The sequence below is a fragment of the Brevundimonas sp. genome (assembly GCF_035626535.1).
In the GTDB taxonomy this organism is placed as follows: domain Bacteria; phylum Pseudomonadota; class Alphaproteobacteria; order Caulobacterales; family Caulobacteraceae; genus Brevundimonas.
Map to the genome: position 1 here is coordinate 1 of NZ_DASPNO010000079.1, position 25286 is coordinate 25286.

Consider the following 25286-nt stretch of genomic DNA (forward strand, 5'->3'; position numbering starts at 1 on the left):
ACCTTGACATTTGACGGCTCGCATCGCCCCCGGCAACCCCGGACGCCGGCCCGGCTCGACGCGACACGATTGCCCCTTCGCGCCCGGCGCGCCGCCTGCTAACCGGACGGTCTCACCTTTCAGCGACCCGAATGAAAATCCCACGCATCGCCCTGGCGGCCTACGGCTTCGCCCTCCTGATCATCGTCGTCGACCAATTGACCAAGGCCTGGGTCCTGAACGGGCTTGGCCTGCGCTTCGAGGGCCAGTCGCACCCGATCTGGGCACCGATCTTTAACATCACCCTGGTGCATAACGAGGGGGTCAGCTTCGGCCTGTTCGGCGACGGCTCGGCGCGATGGATGCTCAGCGTCTTCTCGGTCGCCGTCGCCGGCGTTCTGGGCTGGTGGGCCTTGAAGGCCGATCGCCGCCTGCTGGTCAGCGCCATCGGCCTGATAATGGGCGGCGCCATCGGCAATGTGATCGATCGCATTCGCTTCGGCTTCGTGGTCGACTTCCTCGACTTTTCCGGCACCGGCGTCTTTCCGTGGGTGTTCAACGTCGCCGACAGCGCCATCACTATCGGGGTGATCCTGCTCATCCTCGACAGCATCCTGTCCGAAAGGGCGGCCAAGGTTGGCGTCGCCGCCGAAAAGTCGTAATCAGCCGCTTCCTCTAGGGTTTACGCGCGCGCTTCCGGGCGCGCCCAGCCGAGATTGTCCATGCGCCTCACCCGCACCGCCGTCCTGACTCTCGCCGCCTCGGCCCTCGTGCTGGGCGGATGCAGCAGCATGCGCCAGAGCATCGGCCTGACCAAGGTGACGCCTGACGAGTTTCTGACGGTGTCGACCGCGCCGCTGACCGTGCCGCCGGAGTATGGCCTGCGTCCGCCGGCGCCGGGCCAGCCGCGCCCGCAGGAGCTGGCTCCTGAATCGGCCGCCCGCCAGATCCTTCTGGGTCAGCGGCAGGCGGTGACCCGTTCGCCCGGCGAGCAGGTTCTGGTCTCCCAGGCCGGCGGCGACCGGGCCGATCCCCTCGCCCGCTACGTGATCGACGACGAGTTCGGCGATCTGGCCCACAAGGAGGAGGGCTGGGCCAATCGCATCCTGTTCTGGCGTCGTGACGACGCGGCTTCTCAGGCGCCGACGACCACCCAGACCGCCAACGGCGCCGTCACTATCGACGCCGCCAGCGAATACGCGCGGCTGCAGGCGCTGACCGGCGGCCGCGCCGGCATCGTGATCGCGCCGCGCCGCGACACCGGGTTCAAGCTCCCCGGCCTGTAGGGTTCCGGTCACGCACATGAAAGGCCCGGATGCGACCGGCATCCGGGCCTTTCTTGCGTTCAGGCCTTGGCCGCCCCGGCTCTCAAGCCCCGCTCCGCCAGAGCCACGACGGCCACGCCGGCGATAGTCAGGGTCGCGCCGGTGAGAATCTGCGGCGTCAGCACGTCGCCCATGAACAGCCATCCGATCAGGATCGAGACCACCGGCGTGGCCAGAAGGTAAGGCGTGACCCGTCCGGCCTCACGCTTCTGGACCAGCCAGAAGACCAGGGTTGTGGCCAGCACGGACGACACCAGCCCGGCCCAAACGACGCAGGCCCACACCAGGGCGTCTGCGTCCTGGATCGCCTGCACCTGCCCTCGCTCGAACACCGCCGAACCGAAGGCCAGGGTGGGCAGGGCCACCAGCGCCAGCAGGCCCTGCATCTTGAGCGGCGGAATGGAGGTCGTCCGCCGGGCGATCACCGTCGTCATGGCCCAGGCCGCGCTGGCCGCAATCCCAACGAGGATGGCTTTCCAGTCGGTGATGGCGTGCGGGTCCAAGGTCATCCACGCGACACCCGCGAAAGCGACGCCCATGCCGATCAGTGCGTACCGCGACAGACGCTCGCGCAGTAGGATGAAGGCGAACAGGGCGGTGAACGGCACCCACAGCTGCGCCGCCACGGACACCGGGCTGACATCCTGCGCCAGCCAGAAGGCCACATAGATCAGGCCGTAATGAACCGGCCCGCCAAGCCCGACGATGATCAGCAGGCTCTTCCAGTTCGGAAACGGCGGGCGCACGAACGGGACCAGGCAGATCGCCGCGATGGCGAAGCGCAAGGCGCCGACCAGCAGCGGCGGCATGGTCTCCGTAGCCAGCTTGGCCGCGGCGTTGTTGACTCCCCAGATCACCACCACCGCTACGATGGCGGCGATTTCAATGAGGCTGAGCGGGCTGTGCGGCTTGTCGGGAGTGATCACAGGACGCCTATGCCACGCCCAGCAACGCTCCGCCCCTCAAAGGCGGTAACCGACCGTTTCGACCCGCAGGAGACCGGCCCTAGAACGGGATGTCGTCGTTCAGGTCGTAGCTTTCCTTGGGGCCGCTCGGCTTGTTGGCGCCGCCCGTCGAGAAGCCAGACGAATAGTCGTCGTCTCCACCGCGCGGAGCCCCGCCGCCGTCGCGGCCGCCCAGCATCGTCAGTTCGCCGCGGAACTTCTGCAGCACGATCTCGGTGGTGTATTTCTCGACCCCATTCTGCTCGTACTTGCGGGTCTGCAACGAACCCTCGACGTAGACCGTCGAGCCCTTCTTCAGGTAATTCTCAGCCACCTTGACGATGTTCTCGTTGAAGATGACCACGCGATGCCACTCGGTCTTCTCCTTGCGTTCGCCGGTCGCCTTGTCGCGCCACTGCTCCGACGTCGCGAGCGACAGGTTGGCGACGCGTTCGCCGGAGTTGAGCGTGCGGATTTCCGGGTCCTTGCCCAGGTTGCCGACCAGAATGACCTTGTTGACGCTGCCCGCCATCACCGAATCCTTTTTGTAGGCCCTGACGTGCTTCGTCGCTGGCCGGTTGATTTCTCCGCCGCAACCTAGTCGATTGCGGACAAATGTTCCAGTTTTGTTCTCTACTGCCCTGCTGCAGGCGCCGACGGCGGCTCAGAAGGCGCCGCTACACCGACCGGCCTGCCGGACTCGTCTCTTGAAATAGCGCCCGGCCAGGCGAGGCGCCCGTCTCCGGTCCGGGCCATGAAGATGAAACGGGGCCCATCCAGCGACTTGCTGACCCATATCCCCTCCCGGTCGATAAAGAGGTACTGACCTTGGTAGGCGCCGGTGATCTCCTGGCGGCTGCCGCCATGGCGCAGGAAGTTCAGCCGCATCTCCTCGAGACGCGCGGCGCAATGTTCGAGCTGCGGCTGATCCTCTGCCAGCTTGTTGAAAACAGGCGCTTCGCCCTCGGCGCCGGCCTCCACGGCGAAACAGACGCCCGGCTCGTACGGAGCCTCGACCGACTGGCTGCAGGCCGCGACGGCTGCCGCGCCGGCGCCGATCGCCAGCAGAAAGGAGACACGAGTCATCAACGGAGATCCGGGAACTGGCAGCTTCGATCCTGTTCGACGAGGGTGCGGAAGCGATTGTTGTCGGGCGATTGTTCCACTCGCCGGGGCACGAGCCTCAGGGTCGTGTTGCCCCAACGACCGTAGAGCGCGTCGCCGGGGCGAACGCAGGTGCCGGAGTAGAGCGCCTGCACACAGGCGTTGAGGGTCATGTTCGAGGACAGGGCGCGCCAGTCGGCCCCGGTGTGGCGCAGGCACTGGGCGCCCGAGGCGGTCTGCACCGGCGGCTGTTCGGGCTGGCCCGGCTCAATGGCTCCGGGCGCGGGCTCCGGCTCTGCGGTGGCGACATCCGCCGGCGGTTCGATCACAGGCGCGGCCGGCAGGGCGACCAGCGCTCCCGTTTCGTCGACGCCGACATCGAGAGCATCCGTCGCCACCCCGTTGCGGCGGGCGCAGTCGGCCAGCGTCGCCATGCCGGCGAACTGCCCGTCGACATAGCAACGCAGTTCGCGGGTCGTGTTCAGCTCAGGCGCGTCGGCGACATCGACCGTCAGCCCACCTTGCGCGGCGGGCGGCGGGGCGGAATCGCGGTCGCGTCCCGCCGAAAAGACCAGCGCGATCGCCACGGCGGCCACAACCGCCACGCCGGCTCCGATGGCGATGAGTGTGCGGTTGTCCTGGGGCATGGAAGGCTCGCGCGGCTGGAGAGTCCAATAACCCCGGCGGGCCATGCCGCGTCAACGACCTTCGTCCTTGATCGCCCTAGCCGCCGAGACGCGCGAGAGCCGCCTGATAGTTGGCCAGCTGGTTGGTCAGATAGGCCGGAACCGGGCCATTGGCGGCGGCGGAGGCGCTGGCGCCCGGGTCGAGCGAGCGGTAGGCGTCGCGGACCGCCTTCATGGCCGCCTGCAGGCGTTCGCCGGCGGTCTTGATCGACGCGGCGTCAGTGAGGCGAAGGCTGCCCGGCAGATCGAGGCCAAAGGTCTTGCGCACATCGTCGCCCGCCGAGGCGCCGATATAGCCGGATGAAAGACCGAGGCCTGCCAAGGCGTCGCGGCCGGTCTCTCCGGCGGTCAGCACCGCGCCGGACTTTCCATCGCGCGCCATGATCGACAGGCGCTGGAAGCCGCCGGTGGTGGTGGTGATCTCGCCCTCCTTGCCGGTCACCGAGCCGCCTTCGGAAGCCACCGTCACCTTGAGCTTGCCATTCGAGGCTATCTCGATCTTGCGGGCCAGTGTGGCGAGGGTGTCCTTGGCGGCGATAGTGACCGAGACCGAACGGCCACCGTCGGCCGGGCTGATATAGAACCGGTCGCCGACACGAAGCGAGGTCGCGTCGATCAGACGTTTCGAATCGCTCTGGTCGATCTCGCCTTGGGGCAGGCCCAACCGGTCCAGGACGCTGGCGCCGCCGGAGGCCACGGCCAGAGTCAACGGACGCGCCTGGTCGCCATCGCCGGACCAGGTCTTCTCGTATTCGACCGCCCCGGTCAGAGGGTCGAGCCGCACCAGATACCCTCTGGTCGGATCCTCTGCATCCGCCACTGGATCGCGATCGGCCACGCCTGTGATCCAGACCTTGCCGTTATGAACCTTGACGTCGGCGGCGCTATCCTCCCCCGCCCCGCCGTACCAGGTCGTTCGATCGGCGGCCGAGGAGGTGAGATCCCCCGACAGGACCGTTACGAAGACATCCCGGCCTCCGGAGTGAGCCGTGGTCGCGGTTCCCGCTGACAGGCCGCTGTCGCGGCTCGCGCCGGTGACCACGACCTGTCCTCCCGAGACCGCGACCCCGCAGATCTCGCCACTGATCTCCCCGAGGTCACGGGCCGACGCCAGCGTCGGGACGCCCTCCGCGTCGAGGGTGAAGTGGCGCACGACGGCGCGGCCGTTCTCGACGCCGGCCGTGTAGAGGTTCGCGCCGTCGACCGTCACCGCGTCGACACTGTCGTCGCTGCTCGTCCCGAACTGGGTCGCAGCTATGGCCTTGGAGACGATGCCGGCGGTCGGGTACGGCTCTCCCGCCTTGAAGGCCTGGACATAGCCGTCCCAGCCGCCGACCGCGGCAGCGCCCGTCACGGCCGATTTCGCGCGGCCGCCGATATAGACGGTTCCGTCGGCGCCAAAGCTGACCGATGTCGCCTCGTCGGCGGCGCGGGCGCCACGGCGCTGGCTCCAGAGCTCGAAGCCTTCCTTGTCGAACACCGTGACGAAGCTGTCGGCGACCTCGGCGACATCACCGGTCTTGCCCGCATCGGCCGCCGTGGTGTTGAGCGCGCCGGTGACGGATCCCGCCACCGCCACGTCGCCGTTCGCATCGATCGCGATGGCGTAACCGTTAGCGGTAGACGCCGCACCGAGCGTCCGGGTCGCCACCAACCGACCGGCCGTGTCGTACTTCATCAGGGCTACGTCCCGCAGACCCTTGATTGGCTGGGTGTCGGGCCCCGCCGTGACATCCGCCACAATCCACAGCGAACCGTCAGGCCCCGTGGCGCTGGCGCGGACGTTCTCGACGCCGGAGGGCAGCGCGTCCTGCGACAGCCGCCCCGCGACCCATTGGGTTTCCCCAACACCGCCGCCTGTGGGCTGGGCCGCCGTCCCGCCGTCGCTCTGGAATTTCAGCAGCTGGGCTCCGCCTTCGGCGCCGGCCGACTGGACCACGTATACGGCGTCGGACGCTTCCGGGGCGGTGAAACCCACAGTCTCCGTCGACGTGCCGCGGATGACCAGGGCCCATTTGTCCGGCCCTGCCGGCAGAGTCACCGCCTTGCCGTTCACCTGAATGGTCTTGGCCTCGGCCTTGATCTGCTCGCGCCCGATCCGGGTCTGGAATCCGGCCGCTTCCAGCTTGCTGTTGATGTGGTCTAGGACGGCGCCGAGCGTGCGCGGCGTCCCGCCCAAGTCGGCGAGATCGATCGGCACCGCCGTCGTCTGTGAACCGTCGATCCCGACCGGCACCTTGATCGTGATGCTGAAGCGGGTATCGCCTTGGAAAGCGGCCACCGGCGAATCGACCGAGCCCTCGTGGATCGGGCCCGTGATCGACCGGGCGCTATCGCGCGGCACCGCCGCGGTGGTCTTGCTCGTCATTTTCGACGTGCCCTGGACCATGCGGATGTCCTCGAACTCCGCGGTGGACAGCCATGATCCGACCTCGGCCAGCCCCGCCGAGAAGCGCTTGCCCAGTTGCGCCAGTTCGAGACTGCTGACGCCCTTCGTCGCCGACCGGTTGACCAGGGCGTTGAGCGTGTCGAGCCCCTGATAGAGGGCGAAGAGCTTCCGGTAGTCCGCAGACGCCGTTCTGGTGTCGAGCTGGGCGGCGTCTTCGTTGATGAATTTCCGGCCGCCGAGTGCCGCACGCACGAGGGCGTCCGCCTTGGGAGGGTCAACGCTGGTGGACCACGGCGGCGTCGGCTGCTTTCGCGCGGCCTGCCTCAGCGTGGCGGCCGTCGTCGCGTCCAGCGCCAACGGCGCCGTGCCGCCGAACAATCCCAGAAGATAGCTGTTGTTGATCACGCCGGGCTCCCGGCCGCGAGTGTGACGGGACGGGCGTAATGAGGTCTTAACATCCGTCCGCAGAGCGACTCCGAGCGCGACTCAGGGAACAATGACCGCCGGCGACGGTTGAACCCTCGCCGTTGAAGCAGGAGACGTGCGTCATGTCTGCCTTCGTCGAAGCCCTGAGATCGTTGCTCGCCCTGTACGGATTCGGCCACCGCGCCCAACGGCGGAGGCCTGCGCCCGTCTACATTGGCCGCCCGGGGGCCGGCCGGATCTGAGGCCTATCCGCCCCGGAACAGCGACAGGATGACCTGCGGCGCCTGGTTGGCGATCGACAGCGACTGCGCGCCCAGCTGCTGCTGAACCTGCAATGCCTGCAACCTCGCGCTTTCCTTGGCGAGGTCGGCGTCGACGAGATTGCCAATCCCGGATTCCAGCGTGTCGACCAGCTTCGTCACGAAGCTGTTGTGGGCCTCGATCTGCTTGGCTTGGGCGCCGATCTCGCCGAGCGAGGCGTTCAGCTGGGTGATCGAGTTGTCGAGCCGGGTCAGGGCCTGGGTCGCGCCGGTGATCGTCAGCAGGCTGTCCGACATCGACAGCTCGATGATCGAGCCGCTCAGGCTGAGATCCTTGGCCGACAACGTCACGAACGAGGTAGCGTCGGCGTTGGCGAGGAAGCGAATGCCCGAGGTCAGCGTCCCGTTAAGAATGTTGCCGCCATCGAAGGTCGCATTGTCCACGGCCGAGGCGATCGCCTTCAGAAGGGCCTGGAAGTCGGCGTTGAGCAGTTCGCGCGACTGGGTCTTCAGCGACGTGTCCTTCGCCGCGACGACCTTTTCCTTGAGCTGGTTCAGCAGGTCGGAGACCGATTCGCCCGCCGACAGCGCCACGTCGGCAATCGAGGTGGCCCGGTCGAGGCTCTGCTTGACGGCGCTCAGCGCCCCGACATCCGCCCGCTGCTGCTGGGCGATGGCCCAGATGGCAGCGTTGTCCTTCGCGCCCTGGACCTTCAGCCCGGTCGAAATCCGGCTCTGGACGTCGCCCAGCCGCTCATTGGTGCGCGTCAGATTCTGCAGCGCGATCGCGGCGGAAGTGTTGGTATGGACGCTGTTCGTCATCCGACTCGGCCCTCAAGGTTTGGCCAAGGCTATGGGGCGAACCGTGCACACATGGTTAACGGCCGCTAACCACGCGTTTCAACCGCGCAGATCGCTCCTGCGCGGCGGTATATTGCAGTTACGCTGGTGCGTCAGGCCTTGGTGTCGATCACCGAGCCGGCGCTGTACTCGACCGCCTGCATCAGGTCGACGACCTGTTCGCGGGGCAGTTGCTTGACGACCTCGCCGGTAATCCGGTCCAGCGTCTTGTAGATAAAGGACCCAGACTGCGGCCCCTCCTCGATTATCAGCCGGTAGCGGGCGGCGCGCTCGGCCTCCTGCGCGAACCGGGAATCGTGGAAATCGCCGCTCGCGGTGGACGCGGCGGCGGGCGGAACGGCGCCGGCGCCGATGGGGTCTATCTTGGCATTGCTCTGCATCTCTCCTTCCGCCGGCGGTTAGCCGGCGTCTCCGTGGTGCGGCCCGGATCGGTCGGGCGGAGCCGCGAGGCCCCGCCCTTCCGGTCGATCCTTAGCGGAACAGTCCGAGCAGGATGGAGGTCGAGGAGTTGGCGATCGACAGCGCCTGCACACCGAGCTGTTGCTTGGTTTGCAGAGACTGCAGTCGGGCGCTTTCCTTGGCCAGATCGGCGTCGACCATGTTGCCGACACCGGCTTCGATGGTGTCCTGCAGCTTGCCGACGAAGGTCAGGTGGGTCCCGAACGACTTGGAGCCGGTGCCCAGGCGAGCCAGGGAGGCCGAAACATTGTCGATCGAGGCGTTGACCAGCCCCAGGGCCGTGGTGGCCAGGGTCGAGGTGCCGATGGTCGTGGTGGCCGCAACCGTCACGTTGGCGCCGCCCAGCGACAGGTTTTCACCCGCGGCCTTGATGGTGGAGCCGGTTGTGTTGGCGAGGGCCTTGTAGCCGTTGGTGCCGGTCGAGTTGTCCAGCAGATTGACGCCGTTGAACTTGGCGTTCGACACCACGGTGGCGATCTGGTCACGAATGGCCTTGAAGTCTTCATTCAGGGCCGAGCGAGCCGAGGTCGTCAGGCTCTTGTCGGTGGCCGCGAGGGCCTTTTCCTTCAGCTGGCTGAGCAGGTCGGCGACCGACTCACCAGCCGAGAGGGCGACGTCCAGGGCCGATTGGCCGCGGTTCAGGCTGTCCTTGACCGCGTTCAGGGCGCCGATTTCAGCGCGCTGTCCCTGAGCGATGGCGTAGATAGCGCCGTTGTCCTTGGCGGACGAGACGATCTTGCCGGTGTTGATGCGGTTTTGAACCGTGCTCAGTTGGCTGTTGGTGACCGAGAGGTTCTGCAGGGCGATCATCGCGCCCACGTTCGTGTTAACGCTGTTCAGCGCCATGGCACGTAGTCCTTCTTTCAAGGTGTCCGGCGCCATTTTGGCTGCCGGGAGCATTTTGCTCGGCTGCATCGCAGCAAGGACGGGACCAGCGCCGGATCCCCCGTGCCACGGCGAGTTTCGTTGAATTCGCTAGGTTAGATCCTGTTAAGCACGTCCGCCGCCCGGCAGAATGTGCCGGGGGCCCGGCAGGATTTGCCGCCTGGCCCGGCAGAAGGTGCCTGGACTCGCGCAGGGCGAGCTCAAGGGCGCGGCGCCGCTTCTGCGCGCCAGCGGTCCTGCAGCGCCCGCTCGGTCAGCAGGGTCTCCACCGCCAGGGCGCGCGCCGCATCGCATTCCGCGAGTCGTTGGCCCCGAGCTATATAGGAGACCTCGAAGTCAGGCAGGGTCGGCCGTTCCGGCAGTCGGTCCAGCCGGCAGGGTGTCGTGACCACCGACGGCAGGTTCAGCCTCGGGGGCGGCGCAGATGCCGGGGGCGAGGCGGCACAGCTCGCGATCATGCCCAGCAAGGCGAGCGGCGCGAGCCTGATCCAGGGGTTGTTCAGCGTCATTGGAGCTCCTCGCCCCGGCCTCGGCGCGGGCGGTGGCCCGGCCGAGATCCAGGGCCTGTCGATGATGGGTTTCGAGACGGCGGGCCTGAACGGCGGCGCCGGCGACCTCGAGACGGCGGGTGGCCGCGTGGGCCTCGGCCATCTCGGCGCGGACCTCCGCCGCCTCCAGCCTCCGGTGGGTACGATCGAACGGGTCCCAGCGGAATCCCAGCGTCTGCACGAGGAGAATGAGCGCAGCGACCGCGAGGAGGCCCGCAATCAACCAGCCGGCCGGCTTCAGCATGAACGGCAGGACGGGGATCCTCATGGGAACACCTTCCGGTCGAGTTCGAAGTGAGGTCCGTCCCGCAGCGTCGGCCAGTCGCCGCCCCAGACAATGGCCGTTCCCTGTCGGGCGGCCGCCGCCTTGAAGGCTGCGGCGATGCGCGGATAAAGCGGCCAGTCCCAACGCACCTGACCATCGACCATGGCCGCGATGTCGATGGCGTGGCCGGTCAGGTGGCGGGAGTGTTTCGTGCGGCTGGCGCCGGCCCGGACCAGCGCGATCTGCCGTTCCTTCGTCCGCAAACCTTCGGTGACCATGAAGTCGACAGGGCTCAGGGCGATGGCCTCGCGCGCCAGGGCGACCAGCCGGGGATGAACCCCGTCCAGCCGCTTCAGCGAGCGTGTGGAGAGACGGAAACCCATCAGCGTCCCTCCCCGCCCGACGGCGGCCGCAGCGATCGGAGGCTGGCAATCAGCTGCTGGGCCGTCGGCGCGACAAGATACAGGATCATGGTCAGGGCCAGCAGGGCCATCAGCCCCTTGGCCAGCGGAAGCGCCGCCTCCGGCGGAGTCAGGGCGATCAGGCGGTCCAGCAGCAGCCAACCGGCGCCGGTGCTGGCGAACACATAGAGCCTGCGCCAAAGCCAGCGGCCTTCCGCCAGCGGAGAAGGCGTGACCGGGGTGTCGGTCGGCTCGCTCATCGTTCGTCCTCCCGCTCGTCGACGGGACGGCCGCGAAGGCGGCGCTGGGCGCCCACCTCGGCATAGAAATCGTCGTCCGAGAGGCGGACCGGGGCCTCCCAGGCATCGAAGTCCAGCAGGATGGGATCGACCTGATTGCGGTGTCGGGTCATGGCGCTCATCCTTGGGCGATCAGCCAGACACGGCCGGCCGCACCCGGGCCGCCAGCGCCACCCGCGGTTTCACCAGCTCCTCCGCCACCGCCGCCGCCGCCGGCCGAACCGCCGCCGCCACCGTCATGACCGCCGCCCGAAGCTGTAGATCCGCCACCGCCGCCACCGCCACCGGCCCAATAGAGCGTCGGCAGGGGTGACGCCGACCCGGCTGCTCCCGGCGCTCCCGCCCCGCCCGCGCCGCCGATCGCCTTGAGCGCCAGCACGCCGCCGTCGCCACCGGCCCCGCCCGAGCGGACAGTTCCCGCACCGTCGAGACCGCCCCCGCCGCCGCCTCCGCCGGACGCATCCGGTCGGTCGAGGCTCTTGCCGGCCGCCGCCGTGGCTGTGACGCTGGAGGCTCCGCCTCCGTTGGAGTTGGGAACACCGGCCCCCGCGACACCGGCCGCGCCACTGACGGCTCCCCCCACGCCGCCGCCGCCCCCGCCCGTGGCGACCAGCAGGATCGTCGAGCCCAGGTAGATGGCCGAACCGCCGCCACCGGCCCCTGCCGTCGCGACTCCGCCCGCGCCACCAGCGCCCACGGCCACGCTCAGGCCTGACGCCAACTGGTCGGCCGGCCAGACTCCGCGGCCGACGCCGCCCGCGCCGCCGCCGCCGCCGCCGAACCGCGACCCGACGGCGCCGAACGCCCCCGATCCTCCTCCGCCGCCGCCGCCGATGGCTACGGCCTCGATCGTCCGCGCCCAAGCCGGCACGGCGTAGCTGCCATTGGCCGTCAGGACCGTCACCGCGCGCCGCGTGGCGCCCACGTCGAAGCTGACCCGTCCCGAGGCTCGATCCACGGCCCAGACGTTCCGCCAGGTCGAGCCGTCGGCGCTGACCTTCAGCCTCAGGTCTTCGTCGCCGATCAGCCCGAGCTCGGCGCGCCCGGCCCAAGCGCTCTGGAAGAGCAGCGACAGGACATCGGCGGGTCCTTCCTTGTTGAAGGTCAGACGTAGGTCGCCGTCACCTCCGTCGCCGCCCTCCAGCGCGGTCCACAGGGCCTTGTTGAGGCGGGCCGAGAACGGATTGAGCGCGTCCGCGGTCGTTCCGAGACCGAGCCGGGTCAGACTCTGGATCACGTCCAGACGTTCGCCGAGCGGGACCCAGCCCCCGCCTTCGCGCACCACCACCTCGCCGGCGTCGAGCACCAGGGCCACCAGCCCCTCCGGAACCTCGACGACGGTCCAGCCGCCCGCTTCGGCACGGAGCAACGCTCCCTCGGGCCGGCCGCTCCATGCGGCTCCGGCCGGATCCGCGGGCAGGATGTACAGGGCGCCGTCCGGCGGAGCCGCCGGCTGGGTGGGCTCCGTACGGCTGACGACAGCCGTCTGGACCACGGCGTCGAGCCGGGTCAGGGCCTCGTTCAGCGTTACATGTTTCTGCATCTGGCCCGCCGCCAGATAGGGAAGGCCGAGGCGGGCGGTCTGGTCATCGCTCATTGAAAGTCTCCGAAAACTCTTCGGAGATCAGTCTGCGCCCGCCCGCTCCTGCGGCGCGTTCAGGACGCTCGGCCGCGCGTCATGTCGTGTCAGATCAGAGACTTGGGTCGGAAAAGATTGCGGACTGGCGCCGAAATGCCAGCACTCGATAACGGTGGTCAGTCGTGCAGATAGGCCACCCGCCGCAGCCCGCCCCTGCGCCGCATCTCGGCCACGTGCCGTTCGTGCTCGCCAGACGCCCGCGCCTCCCGTTCGCTGGCCTCGACCCAGTGGGTGGTCTCGATGTCCTTCTGCAGCGCCTTCGCCGCCATCAGGTGGCCGGGGAACAACACGTCGACCACGCTGGGCACGAAGTCTAGAAACGGCACCTCCCCCACGGCCGTCGTCAGGCTGTCCAGCCCGAGGTAGCCCAGCATCCGAACCACGGTGGCCGGCGAGGCCTTGACCCGCGCCGCCTGGATCAGCAGCCAGCCGGCCGCGCCGAGGGTGTAGGCCGTACCCACCACCGGCACCCACGTCAGCAGGCCGTCGAGGCCGATGCCGAATGGACCGATGCCCACCGCCCGATCCGAGAGCTTCTTCACGCCCTCGACATTGGTCCAGATTTTCTCGATATCGCCGATGGTTCGTCTTGCCATTCAGCCCTCCCGAAGCGAGACCGTAACGCGCCATGACGCCGCCCGTTCAACAATTCAGGCAAGGCCTGCGAGGGTGGCGGCGACGTTGGACGCCCACCGGCAGGGTCGATGTCCTGATCCGACTCGCGCTGGCGGCGCCGTTGGGCCTTGGACTCTTTGCGGTGGGCGGCATCGGCCATCGCTGGTTCGATATCCTCGCCCAGTTCACCGCGCCGGCGTTGGTCGCGACAGCGGTGTTGAGCCTGCTGCTGCTCCTGACCCGGCTGAAGGTCGCGGCCCTCCACGGGCTGGCGGCGTGCCTTGCCCTGCTGATAGCCGTCGGCCCGCAGTGGTTTCCCGCCGGGCCGGAGGCCGATGCGCGCGCACCGGTCGTGCGGCTGTACTCGGCCAATCTCTACTATCTGAACGACGATGTCGCCGCGATCCGCGCCTCGATCGAAGAGGCCGACGCCGATGTGGTGGTGCTGATCGAACTCGGCCGCGACGCCGCAACCCGGATCGATGAGGTGCTGGAAGGCTATCCCCATCGCGCCGCCTCGATGCGGATGGACCAGACACGGGGGCCATCCCGGTCGGTGATCGGCTCCCGCTATCCACTGACGGCCCTGGCCGACCCTCCCGATGGCCTTCACGCAGTCGCGGCCGTGGCGCGGACTCCGTTGGGCCGGTTGAACATCGTAGGCGTTCATCTGACCCGGCCGTGGCCTTTCCAGGAACAGTGGGGCCAGATCAGCCAGACCATAAGCCTGCAGAAGGTGGTCGATGGCCTGACCGGGCCGGTCGTCGTCGCGGGCGACTTCAACAGCGTGTCGAGCGCCCGCATTGGCAAGCAGGTGAGGCGCGACCTCGGCCTGCATCCGGCGCCGGGGTTTCCCGGCACCTGGCCTGCCGCCGCGCCCGCCGCACTCGCCATGACCATCGATCAGGTCTACGCCACGCCGGATCTCGCCTTCGTGCGCCGTCGGCTTGGCCGCCCGAATGGTTCCGACCATCGCCCGGTGGTGACGGAGTTCACCCGCGCTGCTGACTGACCAGGGCCCGCAACCGCTCCGCGTGCCCGGCGGCGGGGAAGTCGTCGGCGACCCACGCCTCCTCGAAGGCCTTGAGCAGGCGACCGGTCTCCGGACCCGGTTCGACGCCCAGCCTGGCGAGATCCCGTCCGCCGACCGGCAACGGCGGCCGTGTCCAGCCCTCCGCGAGCGCCAGCAGCCTTCGGGCGTCGACGGCCCGGTCCGGAGCCTCGGCCCACCGGCGGCGGACCGCGTCCGAGAAGGCCCGCGCGCCGTGGCCATACAGGGCGGAGCGAGCCTGCCGATCGGTCATCGACAGGCTGATGGCGGGGAGCACCAGAGCGGCGTGGACCAACCGGTCGCGCGTGGCGTTGGGGAAGCGCAGCCGGGCGGAGGCTTCCCGGACGACGGCGTCATCAGGCGGGAGCAGCATCATCAGCCGAACCACGGGTTCGGCGCCCTGCACGACCGCGGCCTCGAACAGGGGCGTGAGGCGCGCCTCCGGCAACACCTGCGCGAGCACGCCGGCCTCGGCCATGGCGGCCACGGCGGCGCGGGGATTTTCCGCCGACAGCAGCTTCATCAGCTCGCTGGAGACCCGCTCCGCCGAAAGGCGGCTCATACCGGGAGCGAGGTCGCGGCAGGCGGCGAGCGCCGCGGCGTCCGGCTCCCCGCGCCCGTACCAGGCGTGGAAGCGGAAGAAGCGCAGGACGCGCAGGAAGTCCTCGCGGATGCGGGTCTCGGGATCGCCGACGAAGACGATCCGACCGGCCAGCGCGTCAGCGACGCCCTTCCCTGTGGGATCAAACACCTGCCCCTCTGCGTCGGCGTAGAGGGCGTTGAGGCGGAAGTCGCGACGGGCGGCGTCCTCGGCCCAATCGCCGGTGAAAGCCACTGTGGCGTTGCGCCCGTCAGTCGAGACATCGCGGCGCAGGGTGGTGATCTCGAACGGTCTGCGCTCCGCCACGGCCGTGACCGTGCCATGGGCGATGCCGGTCGGGACGGCCTTCAGCCCGGCCGCCCGGATGGCTCGCTCAGTTTCTTCCGGCCTCAGGGTGGTGGCGATGTCGATGTCGGCCACAGGTCGCCCGATCAGGGCATTGCGCACGCAGCCGCCGACGAAACGGGCGCAGCCCGGCCCTCCGGAGGCTTCAAGCGCGGCCATCACGGCGCGTGTGGCTGCGGCGGTCAGCCATGGCTGGTCTGAGAGGCGGTGCGTCACGCGGCGTCTTCGTCGACGGCGGCGGCGGCTTCGCCCTCGTCGCCGTAGAGCCGCGCGCGCAGCGCCCGTACGATGGCGGCCGTCGCGCCCCAGATGTAGCGCTCGCGCCACGGCATGGCCCAGAACCAGCGCCGCGGGCCGCTTTCGGGATCATAGAAGTCGCGGCGATGGTTGGCCGGGTCCATGAGGAAGTCCCACGGCGCCTCGAACACCTCGGCGACCTCGTCGGGCGACGGGAACACCACCGGCGATTCGGTCAGCCAGCCGACCACGGGCGTGACCAAGAATCCGGTGACGGTTTCGTACCCGTCGCCGATCCCCAGCACCTCGACGCTGTCGGGCGCCAGCGCCACCTCTTCCCATGCCTCGCGAAGGGCGGCCTGGGCGGCGGTTTCGCCGGGATCGAGCCGCCCGCCGGGGAAGGCGATCTGCCCCGTGTGACTGGCGAGGCTGTCGGAGCGGCGCGTCAACAGCACCGTCGCGCCTTCGGGCCGGGCAATGACCGGAACCAGCACGGCCGCCGGCCGCAGCGTCTGGCCGGGCCGGGCCGTGTCGGGGTTCAGATCGAAATCGGACCGCAACGGAACGCCATCCGGCCGCCAGCTCGAGGCCGGTGAAAGCCGTTCGACAAGCCTCTGGCGCAGAGAGATGAGGCTCATGCGACGTCGGCTCCGGGCGGGCCGAGCGCGAACGCCTCGCCGCGAGAGCGGACCACTAGTCGGTCCTCCTCGACCTTCGCCCGTTCAACCAGCTCATAGAACACCGGCCGGACGATGCGGGCCCAGAGATCCGCACGGATGTGCAGGGCGGGCGACGGCTCGCCCGTAACAGGGTCCGTGTCTACCCGGATCGGGTGATCCCGCCCGGCCTCGACCACATCGCCGACATCCGTCGTGAACGACAGGGTGCCTTCCACCCCGGCCACAGCAACCGCCCGGAACGGCAGATCCTCGACCCGGATCGTCAGCTTCTCGACTGGGGTGACGAGGCAATAACCGTCGGGGTCCTTGCGCAGCACAGTCGAGAACAGGCGCACGAGTTCGGGTCGGCTGATCGGCGAGTTTTCGTGCAGCCACGTCCCGTCGCGCCGGATGAGGATATCGATGTCGCCACAATGGGCCGGGTTCCACAGGTGCACGGGGGGCAGGCCACTGCCCGGCGGCTGCGCCGCCTCGGCGACAGAGGCCAGTCCAGTCTTGCTGTCGGCGGGGACGGGCATGGATGCAGACTTAAGGTTCCCGGCCGTGCTGGCAATCCTCTATCCGCCGTTCCAAAGTCAGGCCGGCACGACCGCTCCGGCCGCAGCGCTTTCACCGCGCCAGAGAACGCGCCGCGGATCGACCGGACCGGGCAGGCGCACATCCGGCGCCGCCTCGAAGCCGAAGCGGCCGAAATAGGGGGCGTCGCCGACCAGCAGCACGCCCCGTCCCGCGTCTGCGGCCCAGGTCAGGCAGGCCTGCACCAGCTCGGCTCCCAAGCCAGCCCTCCGGTTGTCAGCGGCGACCGCGATCGGCCCGAGGAACAGGGCGGGCCGGCCGCCCACCGTGATCGACCATAGCCGCACCGAGCCGAGCAAGGTCGCGCCATCGCGCGCCACGAACCCAACCGCCACGGTCGCGCGCTCGCGGAGGCGCTCGGCGGTTTTAGCGAAGCGGCCCGGGCCGAAGGCGGCCAGCACCAGCGCCTCAATTGCGAGGACGTCGGCGGGAAGTTCCGCATCGATGTGCGGAACGGGAAACGGGGCGGACGTGGCGGACATGGGCGCGCGCACCTAAGGGCCCCGCGCCGGCGAATCAACCGGATTTCGAGAAATCGGGCGCGCGTTTCTGGCTGAAGGCCATGAAAGCCTCCATCGCTTCCGGACTCGACATCTGGCTGCCAAAGGCCTCGCCCTCGCGCTGCATCAACGCCCACAGGGCCTCGGCGTCGCGCATCAGCCTCTTCGTCTTGCGGATCGAGTTGGGCGCACGGGCCGCCAATTTGCCGGCAAGTTCGGCAGCCGTCGCCTCGACCTGATCAGCCGCGACCGCACGATTGGCGAGCCCCCAGGCCACCGCTGTCCGCCCGTCGATGGGTTCGCCGAGCGCGAACATCTCGAACGCCCGGCGGTGTCCGATCGCCGCCGGCAGCAGCATCGAGGACGCCGCCTCGGGCGCGAGGGCGAGATTGATGAAGGGTACGGACAACAGGGCGTCCTCCGCCACCACCACCATGTCGCAGTGGAGCAGCAGCGTCAGGCCGATGCCGACCGCTCGCCCCCGCACCGCCGCCACCGCCGGCTTGTCCAGGTCCGCCAGCGCCTTGAGGAAGCGGAACACCGACATGTCCAGAGGCTGCTGACCGCGCGAGCCGAGAGCGATGAAGTCGGCGATATCGTTTCCGGCCGAGAAGCTGTCGCCCTGGCTGCGGAACAGAAGCACCCGCACGCTATCGTCTGTACGAGCCCGCTCCGCCGCGTCCGACAGGGCGGCGTACATGGCCTGGGTGATCGCGTTCTTCTTCTCGGGCCGGGCGAGCGTCACGGTCAGGACCCCGCCGGCGAACTCTGTCTGGATGTGGTCGGTCACGCCGCTGGTCCCTGTCTGTTTGCGGTCCACCAGTCCACGCCGTCGGCATCCCGGCTGCGGGAGGCGCGGCCCCGGTGGAGCAGGTAGTTGAGGTGCGCCACGCTCTCGCCCGTGGCCATGCTCCGCACCCCGTCGCCGACCGGGCGTGCGAACAAGGCGGGAAAAACATCGACCGCCCGGCAGGGCGTACGCAAGGTCCGCTCCAGCCGCTTCAGGGCTGCGAGGTGCCCACGGATCAGCGCCTCAAGACGCGCCTGCACGCCGCGGAACGGCTCCCCGTGGGACGGCAGGACCAGCACCTCGTCCGGGAAGACGGTCTTCATCCGTTTCAGCGAGGCCAGCCAGTCCCCCAGAGGGTCGGCGTCCGGTTCCGTCGGCCAGACGGAGACGTTGGATGAGATTTTCGGCAGGATCTGGTCCCCGCCCAGCACGATCCCGTCAGCTTCGCGCCACAGGCAGGCGTGCTCCGGACTGTGACCTTCGCCGACGACGACGCGCCAGTCCTGACCGCCGATCCAGACCCGACCGCCTTCGCGCATCCGCGCAAACCCCGCCGGCATCGGCGAGACGAAGCGCCCGAACTGGCCGTACCCCGTTCGATAGCCTTCGACCTGCGCGTCATCCCAGCCGGCCGCTCGATAGAAGACCGCGCCTTCTTCCGGTGCGGCCTGTCCGGTGTCGGCCAGCAGCATCCGGGCGGTGACATATTCCAGCCGTGCCATCTCGAGCGGCGCCTCGAACCGCGCACACAGCCAGCCGGCCAGTCCGATGTGATCCGGATGCATGTGGGTGCAGATGACCCGGGTCACAGGACGGTCTTCCAGCGGCCCGGTCAGAAGGCGCTCCCATTCCTCGCGTGTCGCGGCCAGGTCCAGTCCCGTGTCCACGAGCGCCCAGCCTTCACCATCGCGGACGGCGTAGACGTTGATGTGATTGAGGGCGATCGGCATCGCCAGCCGCATCCAGAGGATATCGGGCGCGACTTCTACAGCCTCGCCGGACCCGGGCGGCGGGCCGAACGGATAGATCAGGCCGCGCACCTCGCGCGACGTCCTCCCGCTGTCCGACAATGCGACGCCGTCCGCCAAAGTCCGTCTCCAATCGCAACTTAGGCAGGATAGGCCCAAGCCGGGAGGCCCGTCCAGCACCCTCGACTCTGTCGCCTTGACCCCGCCACAACCGGCGGCCAAGGATTTCCCGACGATTGCCCTTCCCGGAGTTTCACCGTGTTCCACAAGAAGTTGCTTGCGCTGATCGGCGGCGCGATGGCGCTGACCCTGCTCGCGGCCCAGCCCGTTCTGGCCCAGGATCCTCCGGACACGCGGGGGGGAGACGAAGTCTCCGACCGCGCCAGCGGCACCATCCGCGGAGACCGCGTCCTGCCCGGCCGGATGAGCGACGGGGCCAACGAGCGCGGGAATCGCCGCAACCGCAATCGCAACCAGCAGGAGGCTGAACCTGCACCCGCCGCCACGCCGGAAGAGAACAGGGCGGCGGCGCAGGCGATCCTGACCACCGCCGGCGTCAGCTGCCAGGTGTCGGAAGCGACCCTGTTGGGAGTCACCGCCGAACAGCACTCGACCTATGAAGCGACCTGCGCCGAAGGACCCGGCTACCTCGCCGTCAGCTCGACGCCGCCGCAGACCTTCAACTGCCTCGAACTGGCCGGTCAGGCCGAGACCACGCGCTTGCGCGATCCCGCCGCCGACGTGGGTCAGCAGTGCACCCTGCCGGTCAACTTGAATCCGGTGCCGGTCCTGTCGGCCTACGCCCGCGCCGCCGGCGTCGACTGCACCGTCGACCAGGGCTCAGCCATCGGCAAGAGTACCGCCGGCAACGTCATCTATGAGATCGGCTGCGCAGACCGCGACGGTTACTGGCTCGAAAACGCCGGCGGCGCCTGGCAGGCCACGCCCTGCTGGGACCTGGCGTTGCAGCAGGACACCTGCCGCTACTCCACCGCCGCGGAAACGACTGGCGCATGGCGCACCGTCCTGGCCGGCACCGACGCCGCAGCCTGTGACGTGCAGCAAGCCCGCCGGGTCGGCCGCGACGCCCAGGGCCTGACAGTCTACGAGGTGAAGTGCGGCGCCGGCGACGGCTATTTCGCCCGCGTCGGCGACACCTTCACGGCCCAGCGGGTTCACCCCTGCGCCGAGGCCGCGACGATCGCCGGCGGTTGCACCCTGACCGCCGCTGCTCCGGCGACCACCGAACAGTAACGGGCGGATTATCAACACGACGCCCCGGGGTTCGCTCCGGGGCGTTTTGTTTGGGCGATCGGCGCTTCACAGAGGCCCCCGACGCGCCGTAATCATGGCCGATGCGCATCGCCACCTGGAACGTGAACTCGGTCAACGCCCGCCTGCCGACCGTGCTGGCTTGGCTGGAGGCGGCGATGCCCGATGTCGCCTGCCTCCAGGAAATCAAATGCGTGGACGAGAAATTCCCTCGGGAGGCCTTTGAGAGCCTCGGCTATAACGTCGAGACCCACGGCCAAAAGAGCTACAACGGCGTCGCCATTCTTTCCAAACACCCGCTGTCCGACGTGCGGCGTGGACTGCCCGGCGTGGATGCGTCCGGATACGAGGCCGAGAGCGAACAGGCCCGCTACATCGAAGCCGTCGTAGAGGCGACGCGGCCGGTTCGGGTCGGCTGCATCTACCTGCCTAATGGCAATCCCGTGGGCACGGAGAAGTTCGGTTACAAGCTGGCCTGGTTCGACCGGCTGTACGCCCATGCCCGCGATCTGCTGGCGCTGGAGGAGCCGTTCACCCTGTGCGGCGACTACAACGTCATTCCCACTCCGGCTGACGCCAAAAACCCCGCGGCTTGGGTCGGCGACGCCCTGTTCCAGCCCCAGAGCCAGGCCGCTTTCCAGGCGCTGCGCCATCTCGGCCTTTCGGACGCCGGAGACCTGGGCGGCCAGCCGCCCGGGACCTTTACCTTCTGGGACTATCAGGCGGGCGCCTGGCAGCGCGACCACGGCATCCGCATCGATTTCCACCTGCTGTCACCGCAGGCGGCCGACCGTTTCCGATCGATCGAGACCCACCGCGACGCCCGCGACATGGACAAACCGTCAGACCACGTTCCGGTCGTGATCGATTTGGAAGACTAGACATGGCCGAGGCGCTCCGGGTCATCCTGCTTGTGGCGCTGGCGGCGGCGGCGCTGACGACTGCGGCCTTGGTCCTGGCCTGGTGGATGGAGCCCGTGCGCCGAATGCGCCGAGCCCTTCTGAAGTCCCTCGGCGCCATCCCGGAGGCGGAGGCGCTGTCGCCCGCAGAGGGTCGCGCCGCGGGCCTCGACTTCGACGGCGCCCAGATCGCCGTGCTCTGGAACCGGGGCGCCGCCGGGCTGGTCTACGCCTTCGAGGAAATCGACGGCGGTGAGATCATCGTCGATGGCCACGTCGTCGCACGGGTCCGCCGTGGGGAGACCCGGAAGTCGCTCGACATCCTCGCGCCGGACGCGGAGCAGGTCGTCCTGAGGCTGATGTTCGGCGACGCCCGCCACCCCGAGTTCGAACTCGCCCTGTGGGATGCGACCCTGCCGGTCCAGACCAGCTCGCCCGGCGAGGCTCTGCGTCTGGGTCGACGCTGGCTGTCGCACCTTGAGGCGCTGCTGAAAGGCTGATCGCCCTTCCTCCTCCGCCGCCGGGAGGCTAGAAGCGCCCAATCCCTGCCGCCCGAGTATTCCGGAGCGCCCGCCGTGGCCCGCCTGTTTGACGCCTATATCATCGCTGACTGGACCGCCGCCGAGGGCAAGAAACTCGGCGATCAGTCGGTCTGGATTGGCGTGGCCAAGCGGGACGTGCGCTTCCGGCTCTATACCGAGACGCATAACGTCGCCACGCGGGCCGAGGGCGAGAAACTGCTGGCGTCGCTGCTGGCCGACCACCGCAAGCGCGGCGACCGGGTGCTGATCGGGTTCGACTTCAACTTCGGCTATCCGGCGGGAACGGCGGAGCGGCTGAAGCTGAACGGAACACCATGGCAGGCGATGTGGAAATTTATCGCGTCCAACGTCGTCGACAAGCCGGACAACACCAACAACCGCTATCAGGTGGCCGCCAAGATCAACCGGCTGATGACCGACGAGGCCTGGCCGATGTGGGGCGCGCCCGCTAAGCAGGCCCAGCGTTGGCTGACCACGACCAAGCCCCCGGCCGGCGCGGGGGCCGACATCCCGGAATTCCGTGCGACCGAGGACGCGGTCCGCAAGGGCAGGCTCCAGCCCAAGAGCGTCTGGCAGATGCATGGCGCGGGCGCCGTCGGCGGCCAGACCTTGGTCGGCATCCCGGCCGTGCGCCGCCTGCTGGAGAGCTTGGGGCCGTCCGGAGCGGTATGGCCGTTCGGGACGGGCTGGCGGGCTCTGGACGCCGCCGACGTCGAACCGCTGTCCGCACTGGTGGTCGAGGTCTGGCCCTCGATGTTCGATGGCCGGCCGAACCCCGGCGAGTTCAAGGATCAGGCGCAGGTCCGCGCGACCGCCGAGGCCTTGGCGAAAATGGATGAGACCGGCGACCTGTCGAAAGCCTTCGCCCCGCCGAAAGGAGCAGACGACGCGCTGATCACCCGGGTCGAACAGGAAGAAGGCTGGATTCTCGGCGCCTAGCCGATCAGGGCCCGGGCGGCGGCTCGCGCCTCGTCGGTGATGGTCGCGCCGGACAGCATGCGGGCGATCTCTTCACGCCGCGCCGGTTCATCGAGCGCATCGACGGTCGTAGTGGTCAGCCCGGCGTGATCAGCCTTGCGAACCTTCCAATGGGCGTGGCCACGGGCGGCGACCTGAGGGCTGTGGGTCACCACCAGAACCTGCGCCCCCCGCGCCAGCCGCTGCAGCCGCGCGCCCACGGCCGAGGCCACGGCCCCGCCGACACCCTGATCAACCTCGTCGAAGATCATTACCGGCTGACGCTGATCCTCGCGTTCCGCCAGCGCCGCCTTCATGGCGAGCGCGAAGCGGGCCAGCTCCCCGCCTGACGCGATCGCGTCCAGCGGCCCAAAGGGCGTCCCGGCATTGGTGGCGATCTCGAACCGTACCGTCTCGATGCCGAGCGGTCCACGCCGGCCATCCGCCACCGGTTCGAACGCCACCCGGAAACGGGCGCGGTCCAGCTTCAGCGGGCCCAGCTCGCCCATGACGGCCGAGGTCAGCCGATCAGCCGCCGCTTCCCTTGCGGAGGTCAGGAGCATGGCGGCGAGGTCATAGGCCTCGCGGGCGGCCGAGGCGGCGCGCTGGGCGGCGGTGATCGCCTCGGCCCCGTCCTCGATGAGCTTCAGCTGTTCCCGGAAGCGGACCCGCAGCGTCGGCAGCAGTTCGACCGAGGCGTTCAGCTTGCGGGCGGCGGCGCGCAGGGCGAACAGCCGCTCCTCGGCCTTGTCCAACCGGCCCGGTTCGAAATCGAAAGCGTCCGCGGCGGCGTCGACGCAGGCGATAGCCTCCTCGGCCTCGACCAGCGTCCGATCGATGGCCTCGGCGGCCGCCGACAGCTTCTTCAGCAGTGGATGCTCGGGATCCGTGCCCGCCTGCCCAGCCCGCTGGCGGGCGTGCTCGACGGCGCGGAGGGCGGCGGCCAGATTGCGCGACAGCTTGTCTCCACCCAGCGAAGTCCTGGCGTCGGCCAGATCGGCGATGGCCTTCTCCGCCGCGCCGAGCAGAGCCCGCTCGCCGGCCAGTTCGGTTTCCTCATCGGCGCGCGGATCGAGCGCGTCGAGGTCGGCGAGGTTCTGCTCCAGCTCCTCGCGATGGGCCGCGGCGGCGGCGGCGGCGGCCTTCAGATCGGCCACAGCCCGCTCCGCGGTCTTCAGCCGCTCGGCGGCGGCGGCGACGCCCGCCAGCTGCGGCTGCAGGCCGCCGTAGTTGTCGAGCAGGGCCCGGTGGGTCTTCCAGTCCAGCAGACCGACGGTCTCGTGCTGGCCGTGCACCTCGACCAGCGCCTGGCCGATCTCGCGCAGGGCCGTCACGCCGGCGGGCTGGTCGTTGACGAAGGCGCGGCTGCGGCCGTCGGCCGCCAAGGTGCGCCGCAGGATCAACTCCTCGCCGGCGGCGACCTCGAAGCCGCGCTCCGAGATCATTTGGATCAGGAACGGGTCGTCGGGCGCTGTGAAGACGGCGGTGGCGGAAGCCTGTTTCGCTCCGCTGCGGACCAGACCGGCGTCGGCGCGGGCGCCCAAGGCCAGACCCAGCGCGTCGAGGATGATGGACTTGCCCGCCCCGGTCTCGCCGGTCAGCACCGTCAGGCCGCCCTCGACCTCGAGATCGAGCGCGTCCACCAGCACGATGTCGCGGATGGAAAGGGCGGTCAGCATGAGGGCGCGGTGGTCCGGGTCTGATTCGCCATGGCCCTCAGTCTAGCGATGATCGCCCGTGATAACCGCCCTGTGCGTCAGAAACGGACGTCAGCCCGGGATGAGACGGCGCAGCCAGCTTTCACGCTCGCCTTCGGGCGCGACATCGGGCTGGCGGCCTTGCTCGGTCAGCAGGGCGTAGGCCTCGGCGTACCACGGGCTTCCCGGGTAGTTGTGGCCCAGCACTGCGCCGTTGCGGGTCGCCTCTTCCTTCAGCCCGAGCTGCAGATTGACTTCGACCAGGCGGTAGAGAGCCTCCGGCGTGTGCGAGGTGCGCTGGTAGGACTCGTTGTCGATGACGGTCTTGTACCGGTTCAGCGCCGCCAGCGGCTGGCCGGCGCGCTGGTAATACCGGCCGATCTCCATCTCCTTGCCCGCCAGTTGGTCGTTGACCATGTCGATCTTGACCGTGGCGTCGATGGCGTAGGGAGTGCCGGGATAGCGGCGGGCCACATCACGCAGGCCGTCCAGCGCCGCCTGTGCATAACCTTGGTCGCGGCCGACGTCGGTGATCTGCTCGAAGTTGGACAGGGCCTTCATGTAAAAGGCGTAGGGCGCGCTCGGATTGCCCGGGAACAGCTGGATGAAGCGATCCGAGGCGGCGATCGCCTCGGCGTAGTCGTTGCTCTGATAGTGGGCGTAGATCTGCATCAGGATCGCGCGCCGTGACCACTCCGAATACGGATGCTGGCGCTCGACCTCCTGGAAATAGTCGATGGCGTCGCCCCAGCGCCGGCTTTCCAGACGCTGGTAGCCAGTGTTGTAGAGGGCCTCGACCGGCCGCTCCTCGTAGGCGAGACGCGGGCGGTTGCCCCGGTTGCCGCAGGCGGAAATCGTCAGGGCCGAGACGGCCACGGCCGCCAGGATCAGACCGGCGCGAAACTTGGAAGCAGGCAAGGACGACCTCAACATGACAGGCCGGCGGGCATCCACCCATCGGCGCCCCCGGATACGTGACGCGATCTCTACACCAGCCGACAACCCCGCGCCAATGCGGGAAGAAGTCCGCCAAAAAGACTCTCGGCGCTTGTGGCGGAGCCGTCCCCTGATATGAAGCGCGCCAGC

Annotated in this window: 29 protein-coding genes; 7 read left to right on the top strand and 22 right to left on the bottom strand. The window is 68.9% G+C overall.

The features are described 5' to 3' along the window. The first annotated feature begins 131 nt into the window (after positions 1 to 131). Positions 132 to 641, top strand: coding sequence for a signal peptidase II (gene lspA / locus VEC04_RS12170; RefSeq protein WP_324777214.1), 510 nt, complete (start codon positions 132 to 134; stop codon positions 639 to 641). Between the two features lie 60 nt (positions 642 to 701). Then, complete coding sequence (locus VEC04_RS12175; RefSeq protein WP_324777216.1) at positions 702 to 1265, top strand: DUF3035 domain-containing protein; 564 nt, start codon at positions 702 to 704, stop codon at positions 1263 to 1265. A 59-nt stretch (positions 1266 to 1324) separates the two neighbouring features. Here the strand turns inward: VEC04_RS12175 and VEC04_RS12180 are convergent, their stop codons facing one another. The 14 genes from VEC04_RS12180 to VEC04_RS12245 form a co-directional block, all read right to left on the bottom strand. Further along, on the bottom strand, positions 1325 to 2230 hold the full coding sequence (locus tag VEC04_RS12180; protein ID WP_324777218.1) for a DMT family transporter: 906 nt from the start codon (positions 2228 to 2230) through the stop codon (positions 1325 to 1327). 79 nt (positions 2231 to 2309) lie between these two features. Then, positions 2310 to 2780 carry a single-stranded DNA-binding protein gene (gene ssb / locus VEC04_RS12185; protein WP_324777220.1) on the bottom strand — a complete coding sequence of 157 codons (471 nt, stop codon included), beginning with the start codon at positions 2778 to 2780 and terminating at the stop codon, positions 2310 to 2312. A 101-nt stretch (positions 2781 to 2881) separates the two neighbouring features. Next, entirely contained in the window at positions 2882 to 3334 is a 453-nt protein-coding gene (locus VEC04_RS12190; protein ID WP_324777222.1) for a hypothetical protein, read from the bottom strand. Then, positions 3334 to 3999, bottom strand: coding sequence for a hypothetical protein (locus tag VEC04_RS12195; protein ID WP_324777223.1), 666 nt, complete (start codon positions 3997 to 3999; stop codon positions 3334 to 3336). Before VEC04_RS12195 ends, VEC04_RS12190 begins: the two co-directional genes overlap by 1 nt. Positions 4000 to 4075: 76 nt before the next feature. Beyond that, on the bottom strand, positions 4076 to 6832 hold the full coding sequence (locus VEC04_RS12200; RefSeq protein ID WP_324777226.1) for a transcriptional regulator: 2757 nt from the start codon (positions 6830 to 6832) through the stop codon (positions 4076 to 4078). A 266-nt stretch (positions 6833 to 7098) separates the two neighbouring features. Then, the gene (locus VEC04_RS12205) at positions 7099 to 7935 is read right to left on the bottom strand and encodes a flagellin (protein WP_324777228.1); all 837 of its coding nucleotides are present in this window, start codon (positions 7933 to 7935) and stop codon (positions 7099 to 7101) included. 131 nt (positions 7936 to 8066) lie between these two features. After that, positions 8067 to 8354 carry a flagellar protein FlaG gene (locus VEC04_RS12210; RefSeq protein WP_324777230.1) on the bottom strand — a complete coding sequence of 96 codons (288 nt, stop codon included), beginning with the start codon at positions 8352 to 8354 and terminating at the stop codon, positions 8067 to 8069. A gap of 91 nt (positions 8355 to 8445) precedes the next feature. Next, positions 8446 to 9279: a flagellin gene (locus tag VEC04_RS12215; protein WP_324777351.1), complete on the bottom strand. Its 834-nt coding sequence runs from the start codon at positions 9277 to 9279 to the stop codon at positions 8446 to 8448. A 375-nt stretch (positions 9280 to 9654) separates the two neighbouring features. Beyond that, on the bottom strand, positions 9655 to 10134 hold the full coding sequence (locus VEC04_RS12220; RefSeq protein ID WP_324777232.1) for a hypothetical protein: 480 nt from the start codon (positions 10132 to 10134) through the stop codon (positions 9655 to 9657). After that, the gene (locus VEC04_RS12225; protein WP_324777233.1) at positions 10131 to 10514 is read right to left on the bottom strand and encodes a M15 family metallopeptidase; all 384 of its coding nucleotides are present in this window, start codon (positions 10512 to 10514) and stop codon (positions 10131 to 10133) included. The genes VEC04_RS12220 and VEC04_RS12225 overlap by 4 nt, the downstream gene beginning before the upstream one ends. Next, positions 10514 to 10792, bottom strand: coding sequence for a hypothetical protein (locus VEC04_RS12230; RefSeq protein WP_324777235.1), 279 nt, complete (start codon positions 10790 to 10792; stop codon positions 10514 to 10516). Before VEC04_RS12230 ends, VEC04_RS12225 begins: the two co-directional genes overlap by 1 nt. Beyond that, on the bottom strand, positions 10789 to 10944 hold the full coding sequence (locus VEC04_RS12235) for a hypothetical protein (RefSeq protein ID WP_324777237.1): 156 nt from the start codon (positions 10942 to 10944) through the stop codon (positions 10789 to 10791). The genes VEC04_RS12230 and VEC04_RS12235 overlap by 4 nt, the downstream gene beginning before the upstream one ends. A 5-nt stretch (positions 10945 to 10949) precedes the next feature. Next, positions 10950 to 12428 (bottom strand): DUF2793 domain-containing protein, encoded by a 1479-nt coding sequence (locus VEC04_RS12240; RefSeq protein ID WP_324777239.1) that lies wholly within the window; start codon positions 12426 to 12428, stop codon positions 10950 to 10952. A 158-nt stretch (positions 12429 to 12586) separates the two neighbouring features. Continuing rightward, on the bottom strand, positions 12587 to 13066 hold the full coding sequence (locus tag VEC04_RS12245) for a DUF4112 domain-containing protein (RefSeq protein WP_324777241.1): 480 nt from the start codon (positions 13064 to 13066) through the stop codon (positions 12587 to 12589). A 161-nt stretch (positions 13067 to 13227) separates the two neighbouring features. Here VEC04_RS12245 and VEC04_RS12250 point away from each other — a divergent pair, with 161 nt between their 5' ends. After that, the gene (locus tag VEC04_RS12250; protein WP_324777244.1) at positions 13228 to 14097 is read left to right on the top strand and encodes an endonuclease/exonuclease/phosphatase family protein; all 870 of its coding nucleotides are present in this window, start codon (positions 13228 to 13230) and stop codon (positions 14095 to 14097) included. Here VEC04_RS12250 and VEC04_RS12255 read toward each other — a convergent pair. From VEC04_RS12255 to VEC04_RS12280, 6 genes are read right to left on the bottom strand one after another with little or no spacing between them, the layout of a single operon-like run. Continuing rightward, positions 14078 to 15298, bottom strand: coding sequence for a CCA tRNA nucleotidyltransferase (locus VEC04_RS12255; protein WP_324777246.1), 1221 nt, complete (start codon positions 15296 to 15298; stop codon positions 14078 to 14080). The genes VEC04_RS12250 and VEC04_RS12255 overlap by 20 nt on opposite strands. Beyond that, positions 15295 to 15957, bottom strand: coding sequence for a CoA pyrophosphatase (locus tag VEC04_RS12260; RefSeq protein ID WP_324777248.1), 663 nt, complete (start codon positions 15955 to 15957; stop codon positions 15295 to 15297). Before VEC04_RS12260 ends, VEC04_RS12255 begins: the two co-directional genes overlap by 4 nt. Further along, the gene (locus VEC04_RS12265; RefSeq protein WP_324777250.1) at positions 15954 to 16517 is read right to left on the bottom strand and encodes a DUF1285 domain-containing protein; all 564 of its coding nucleotides are present in this window, start codon (positions 16515 to 16517) and stop codon (positions 15954 to 15956) included. The genes VEC04_RS12260 and VEC04_RS12265 overlap by 4 nt, the downstream gene beginning before the upstream one ends. 57 nt (positions 16518 to 16574) lie before the next feature. Then, complete coding sequence (locus VEC04_RS12270) at positions 16575 to 17057, bottom strand: N-acetyltransferase (protein WP_324777252.1); 483 nt, start codon at positions 17055 to 17057, stop codon at positions 16575 to 16577. Positions 17058 to 17091: 34 nt separating this feature from the next. Continuing rightward, positions 17092 to 17865: an enoyl-CoA hydratase gene (locus VEC04_RS12275; protein ID WP_324777254.1), complete on the bottom strand. Its 774-nt coding sequence runs from the start codon at positions 17863 to 17865 to the stop codon at positions 17092 to 17094. After that, on the bottom strand, positions 17862 to 18953 hold the full coding sequence (locus tag VEC04_RS12280) for an MBL fold metallo-hydrolase (RefSeq protein ID WP_324777256.1): 1092 nt from the start codon (positions 18951 to 18953) through the stop codon (positions 17862 to 17864). Before VEC04_RS12280 ends, VEC04_RS12275 begins: the two co-directional genes overlap by 4 nt. 138 nt (positions 18954 to 19091) lie before the next feature. Here VEC04_RS12280 and VEC04_RS12285 point away from each other — a divergent pair, with 138 nt between their 5' ends. From VEC04_RS12285 to VEC04_RS12300, 4 genes are all read left to right on the top strand, one after another. After that, a complete protein-coding gene (locus tag VEC04_RS12285) occupies positions 19092 to 20087 on the top strand; it encodes a hypothetical protein (RefSeq protein WP_324777258.1) in 996 nt (331 codons plus the stop codon). 101 nt (positions 20088 to 20188) lie between these two features. Next, positions 20189 to 20986: an exodeoxyribonuclease III gene (locus tag VEC04_RS12290; RefSeq protein WP_324777260.1), complete on the top strand. Its 798-nt coding sequence runs from the start codon at positions 20189 to 20191 to the stop codon at positions 20984 to 20986. A gap of 2 nt (positions 20987 to 20988) precedes the next feature. Next, a complete protein-coding gene (locus VEC04_RS12295; RefSeq protein WP_324777262.1) occupies positions 20989 to 21504 on the top strand; it encodes a hypothetical protein in 516 nt (171 codons plus the stop codon). 75 nt (positions 21505 to 21579) lie between these two features. Next, on the top strand, positions 21580 to 22485 hold the full coding sequence (locus VEC04_RS12300; protein ID WP_324777264.1) for a cobalamin biosynthesis protein CbiG: 906 nt from the start codon (positions 21580 to 21582) through the stop codon (positions 22483 to 22485). Here the strand turns inward: VEC04_RS12300 and recN are convergent. Both recN and VEC04_RS12310 read right to left on the bottom strand, forming a co-directional pair. Beyond that, positions 22482 to 24182 (bottom strand): DNA repair protein RecN, encoded by a 1701-nt coding sequence (gene recN, locus VEC04_RS12305; RefSeq protein WP_324777266.1) that lies wholly within the window; start codon positions 24180 to 24182, stop codon positions 22482 to 22484. The genes VEC04_RS12300 and recN overlap by 4 nt on opposite strands. 90 nt (positions 24183 to 24272) lie before the next feature. Next, positions 24273 to 25133 carry an outer membrane protein assembly factor BamD gene (locus tag VEC04_RS12310; protein ID WP_324777268.1) on the bottom strand — a complete coding sequence of 287 codons (861 nt, stop codon included), beginning with the start codon at positions 25131 to 25133 and terminating at the stop codon, positions 24273 to 24275. Positions 25134 to 25286 lie beyond the last annotated feature (153 nt).

What these genes read in the sequence shown, in the direction of transcription:
- VEC04_RS12210 (WP_324777230.1), bottom strand. Translation starts at nt 8,354, where the DNA reads ATGCAGAGCAATGCCAAGATAGACCCCATCGGCGCCGGCGCCGTTCCG.
- VEC04_RS12265 (WP_324777250.1), bottom strand. Translation starts at nt 16,517, where the DNA reads ATGCCCGTCCCCGCCGACAGCAAGACTGGACTGGCCTCTGTCGCCGAG.
- VEC04_RS12235 (WP_324777237.1), bottom strand. Translation starts at nt 10,944, where the DNA reads ATGACCCGACACCGCAATCAGGTCGATCCCATCCTGCTGGACTTCGAT.
- VEC04_RS12240 (WP_324777239.1), bottom strand. Translation starts at nt 12,428, where the DNA reads ATGAGCGATGACCAGACCGCCCGCCTCGGCCTTCCCTATCTGGCGGCG.
- VEC04_RS12310 (WP_324777268.1), bottom strand. Translation starts at nt 25,133, where the DNA reads ATGTTGAGGTCGTCCTTGCCTGCTTCCAAGTTTCGCGCCGGTCTGATC.
- VEC04_RS12260 (WP_324777248.1), bottom strand. Translation starts at nt 15,957, where the DNA reads ATGAGCCTCATCTCTCTGCGCCAGAGGCTTGTCGAACGGCTTTCACCG.
- VEC04_RS12295 (WP_324777262.1), top strand. Translation starts at nt 20,989, where the DNA reads ATGGCCGAGGCGCTCCGGGTCATCCTGCTTGTGGCGCTGGCGGCGGCG.
- VEC04_RS12270 (WP_324777252.1), bottom strand. Translation starts at nt 17,057, where the DNA reads ATGTCCGCCACGTCCGCCCCGTTTCCCGTTCCGCACATCGATGCGGAA.
- VEC04_RS12205 (WP_324777228.1), bottom strand. Translation starts at nt 7,935, where the DNA reads ATGACGAACAGCGTCCATACCAACACTTCCGCCGCGATCGCGCTGCAG.
- recN (WP_324777266.1), bottom strand. Translation starts at nt 24,182, where the DNA reads ATGCTGACCGCCCTTTCCATCCGCGACATCGTGCTGGTGGACGCGCTC.
- VEC04_RS12215 (WP_324777351.1), bottom strand. Translation starts at nt 9,279, where the DNA reads ATGGCGCTGAACAGCGTTAACACGAACGTGGGCGCGATGATCGCCCTG.
- VEC04_RS12195 (WP_324777223.1), bottom strand. Translation starts at nt 3,999, where the DNA reads ATGCCCCAGGACAACCGCACACTCATCGCCATCGGAGCCGGCGTGGCG.
- ssb (WP_324777220.1), bottom strand. Translation starts at nt 2,780, where the DNA reads ATGGCGGGCAGCGTCAACAAGGTCATTCTGGTCGGCAACCTGGGCAAG.
- VEC04_RS12290 (WP_324777260.1), top strand. Translation starts at nt 20,189, where the DNA reads ATGCGCATCGCCACCTGGAACGTGAACTCGGTCAACGCCCGCCTGCCG.
- VEC04_RS12245 (WP_324777241.1), bottom strand. Translation starts at nt 13,066, where the DNA reads ATGGCAAGACGAACCATCGGCGATATCGAGAAAATCTGGACCAATGTC.
- lspA (WP_324777214.1), top strand. Translation starts at nt 132, where the DNA reads ATGAAAATCCCACGCATCGCCCTGGCGGCCTACGGCTTCGCCCTCCTG.
- VEC04_RS12225 (WP_324777233.1), bottom strand. Translation starts at nt 10,514, where the DNA reads ATGGGTTTCCGTCTCTCCACACGCTCGCTGAAGCGGCTGGACGGGGTT.
- VEC04_RS12230 (WP_324777235.1), bottom strand. Translation starts at nt 10,792, where the DNA reads ATGAGCGAGCCGACCGACACCCCGGTCACGCCTTCTCCGCTGGCGGAA.
- VEC04_RS12220 (WP_324777232.1), bottom strand. Translation starts at nt 10,134, where the DNA reads ATGAGGATCCCCGTCCTGCCGTTCATGCTGAAGCCGGCCGGCTGGTTG.
- VEC04_RS12175 (WP_324777216.1), top strand. Translation starts at nt 702, where the DNA reads ATGCGCCTCACCCGCACCGCCGTCCTGACTCTCGCCGCCTCGGCCCTC.
- VEC04_RS12190 (WP_324777222.1), bottom strand. Translation starts at nt 3,334, where the DNA reads ATGACTCGTGTCTCCTTTCTGCTGGCGATCGGCGCCGGCGCGGCAGCC.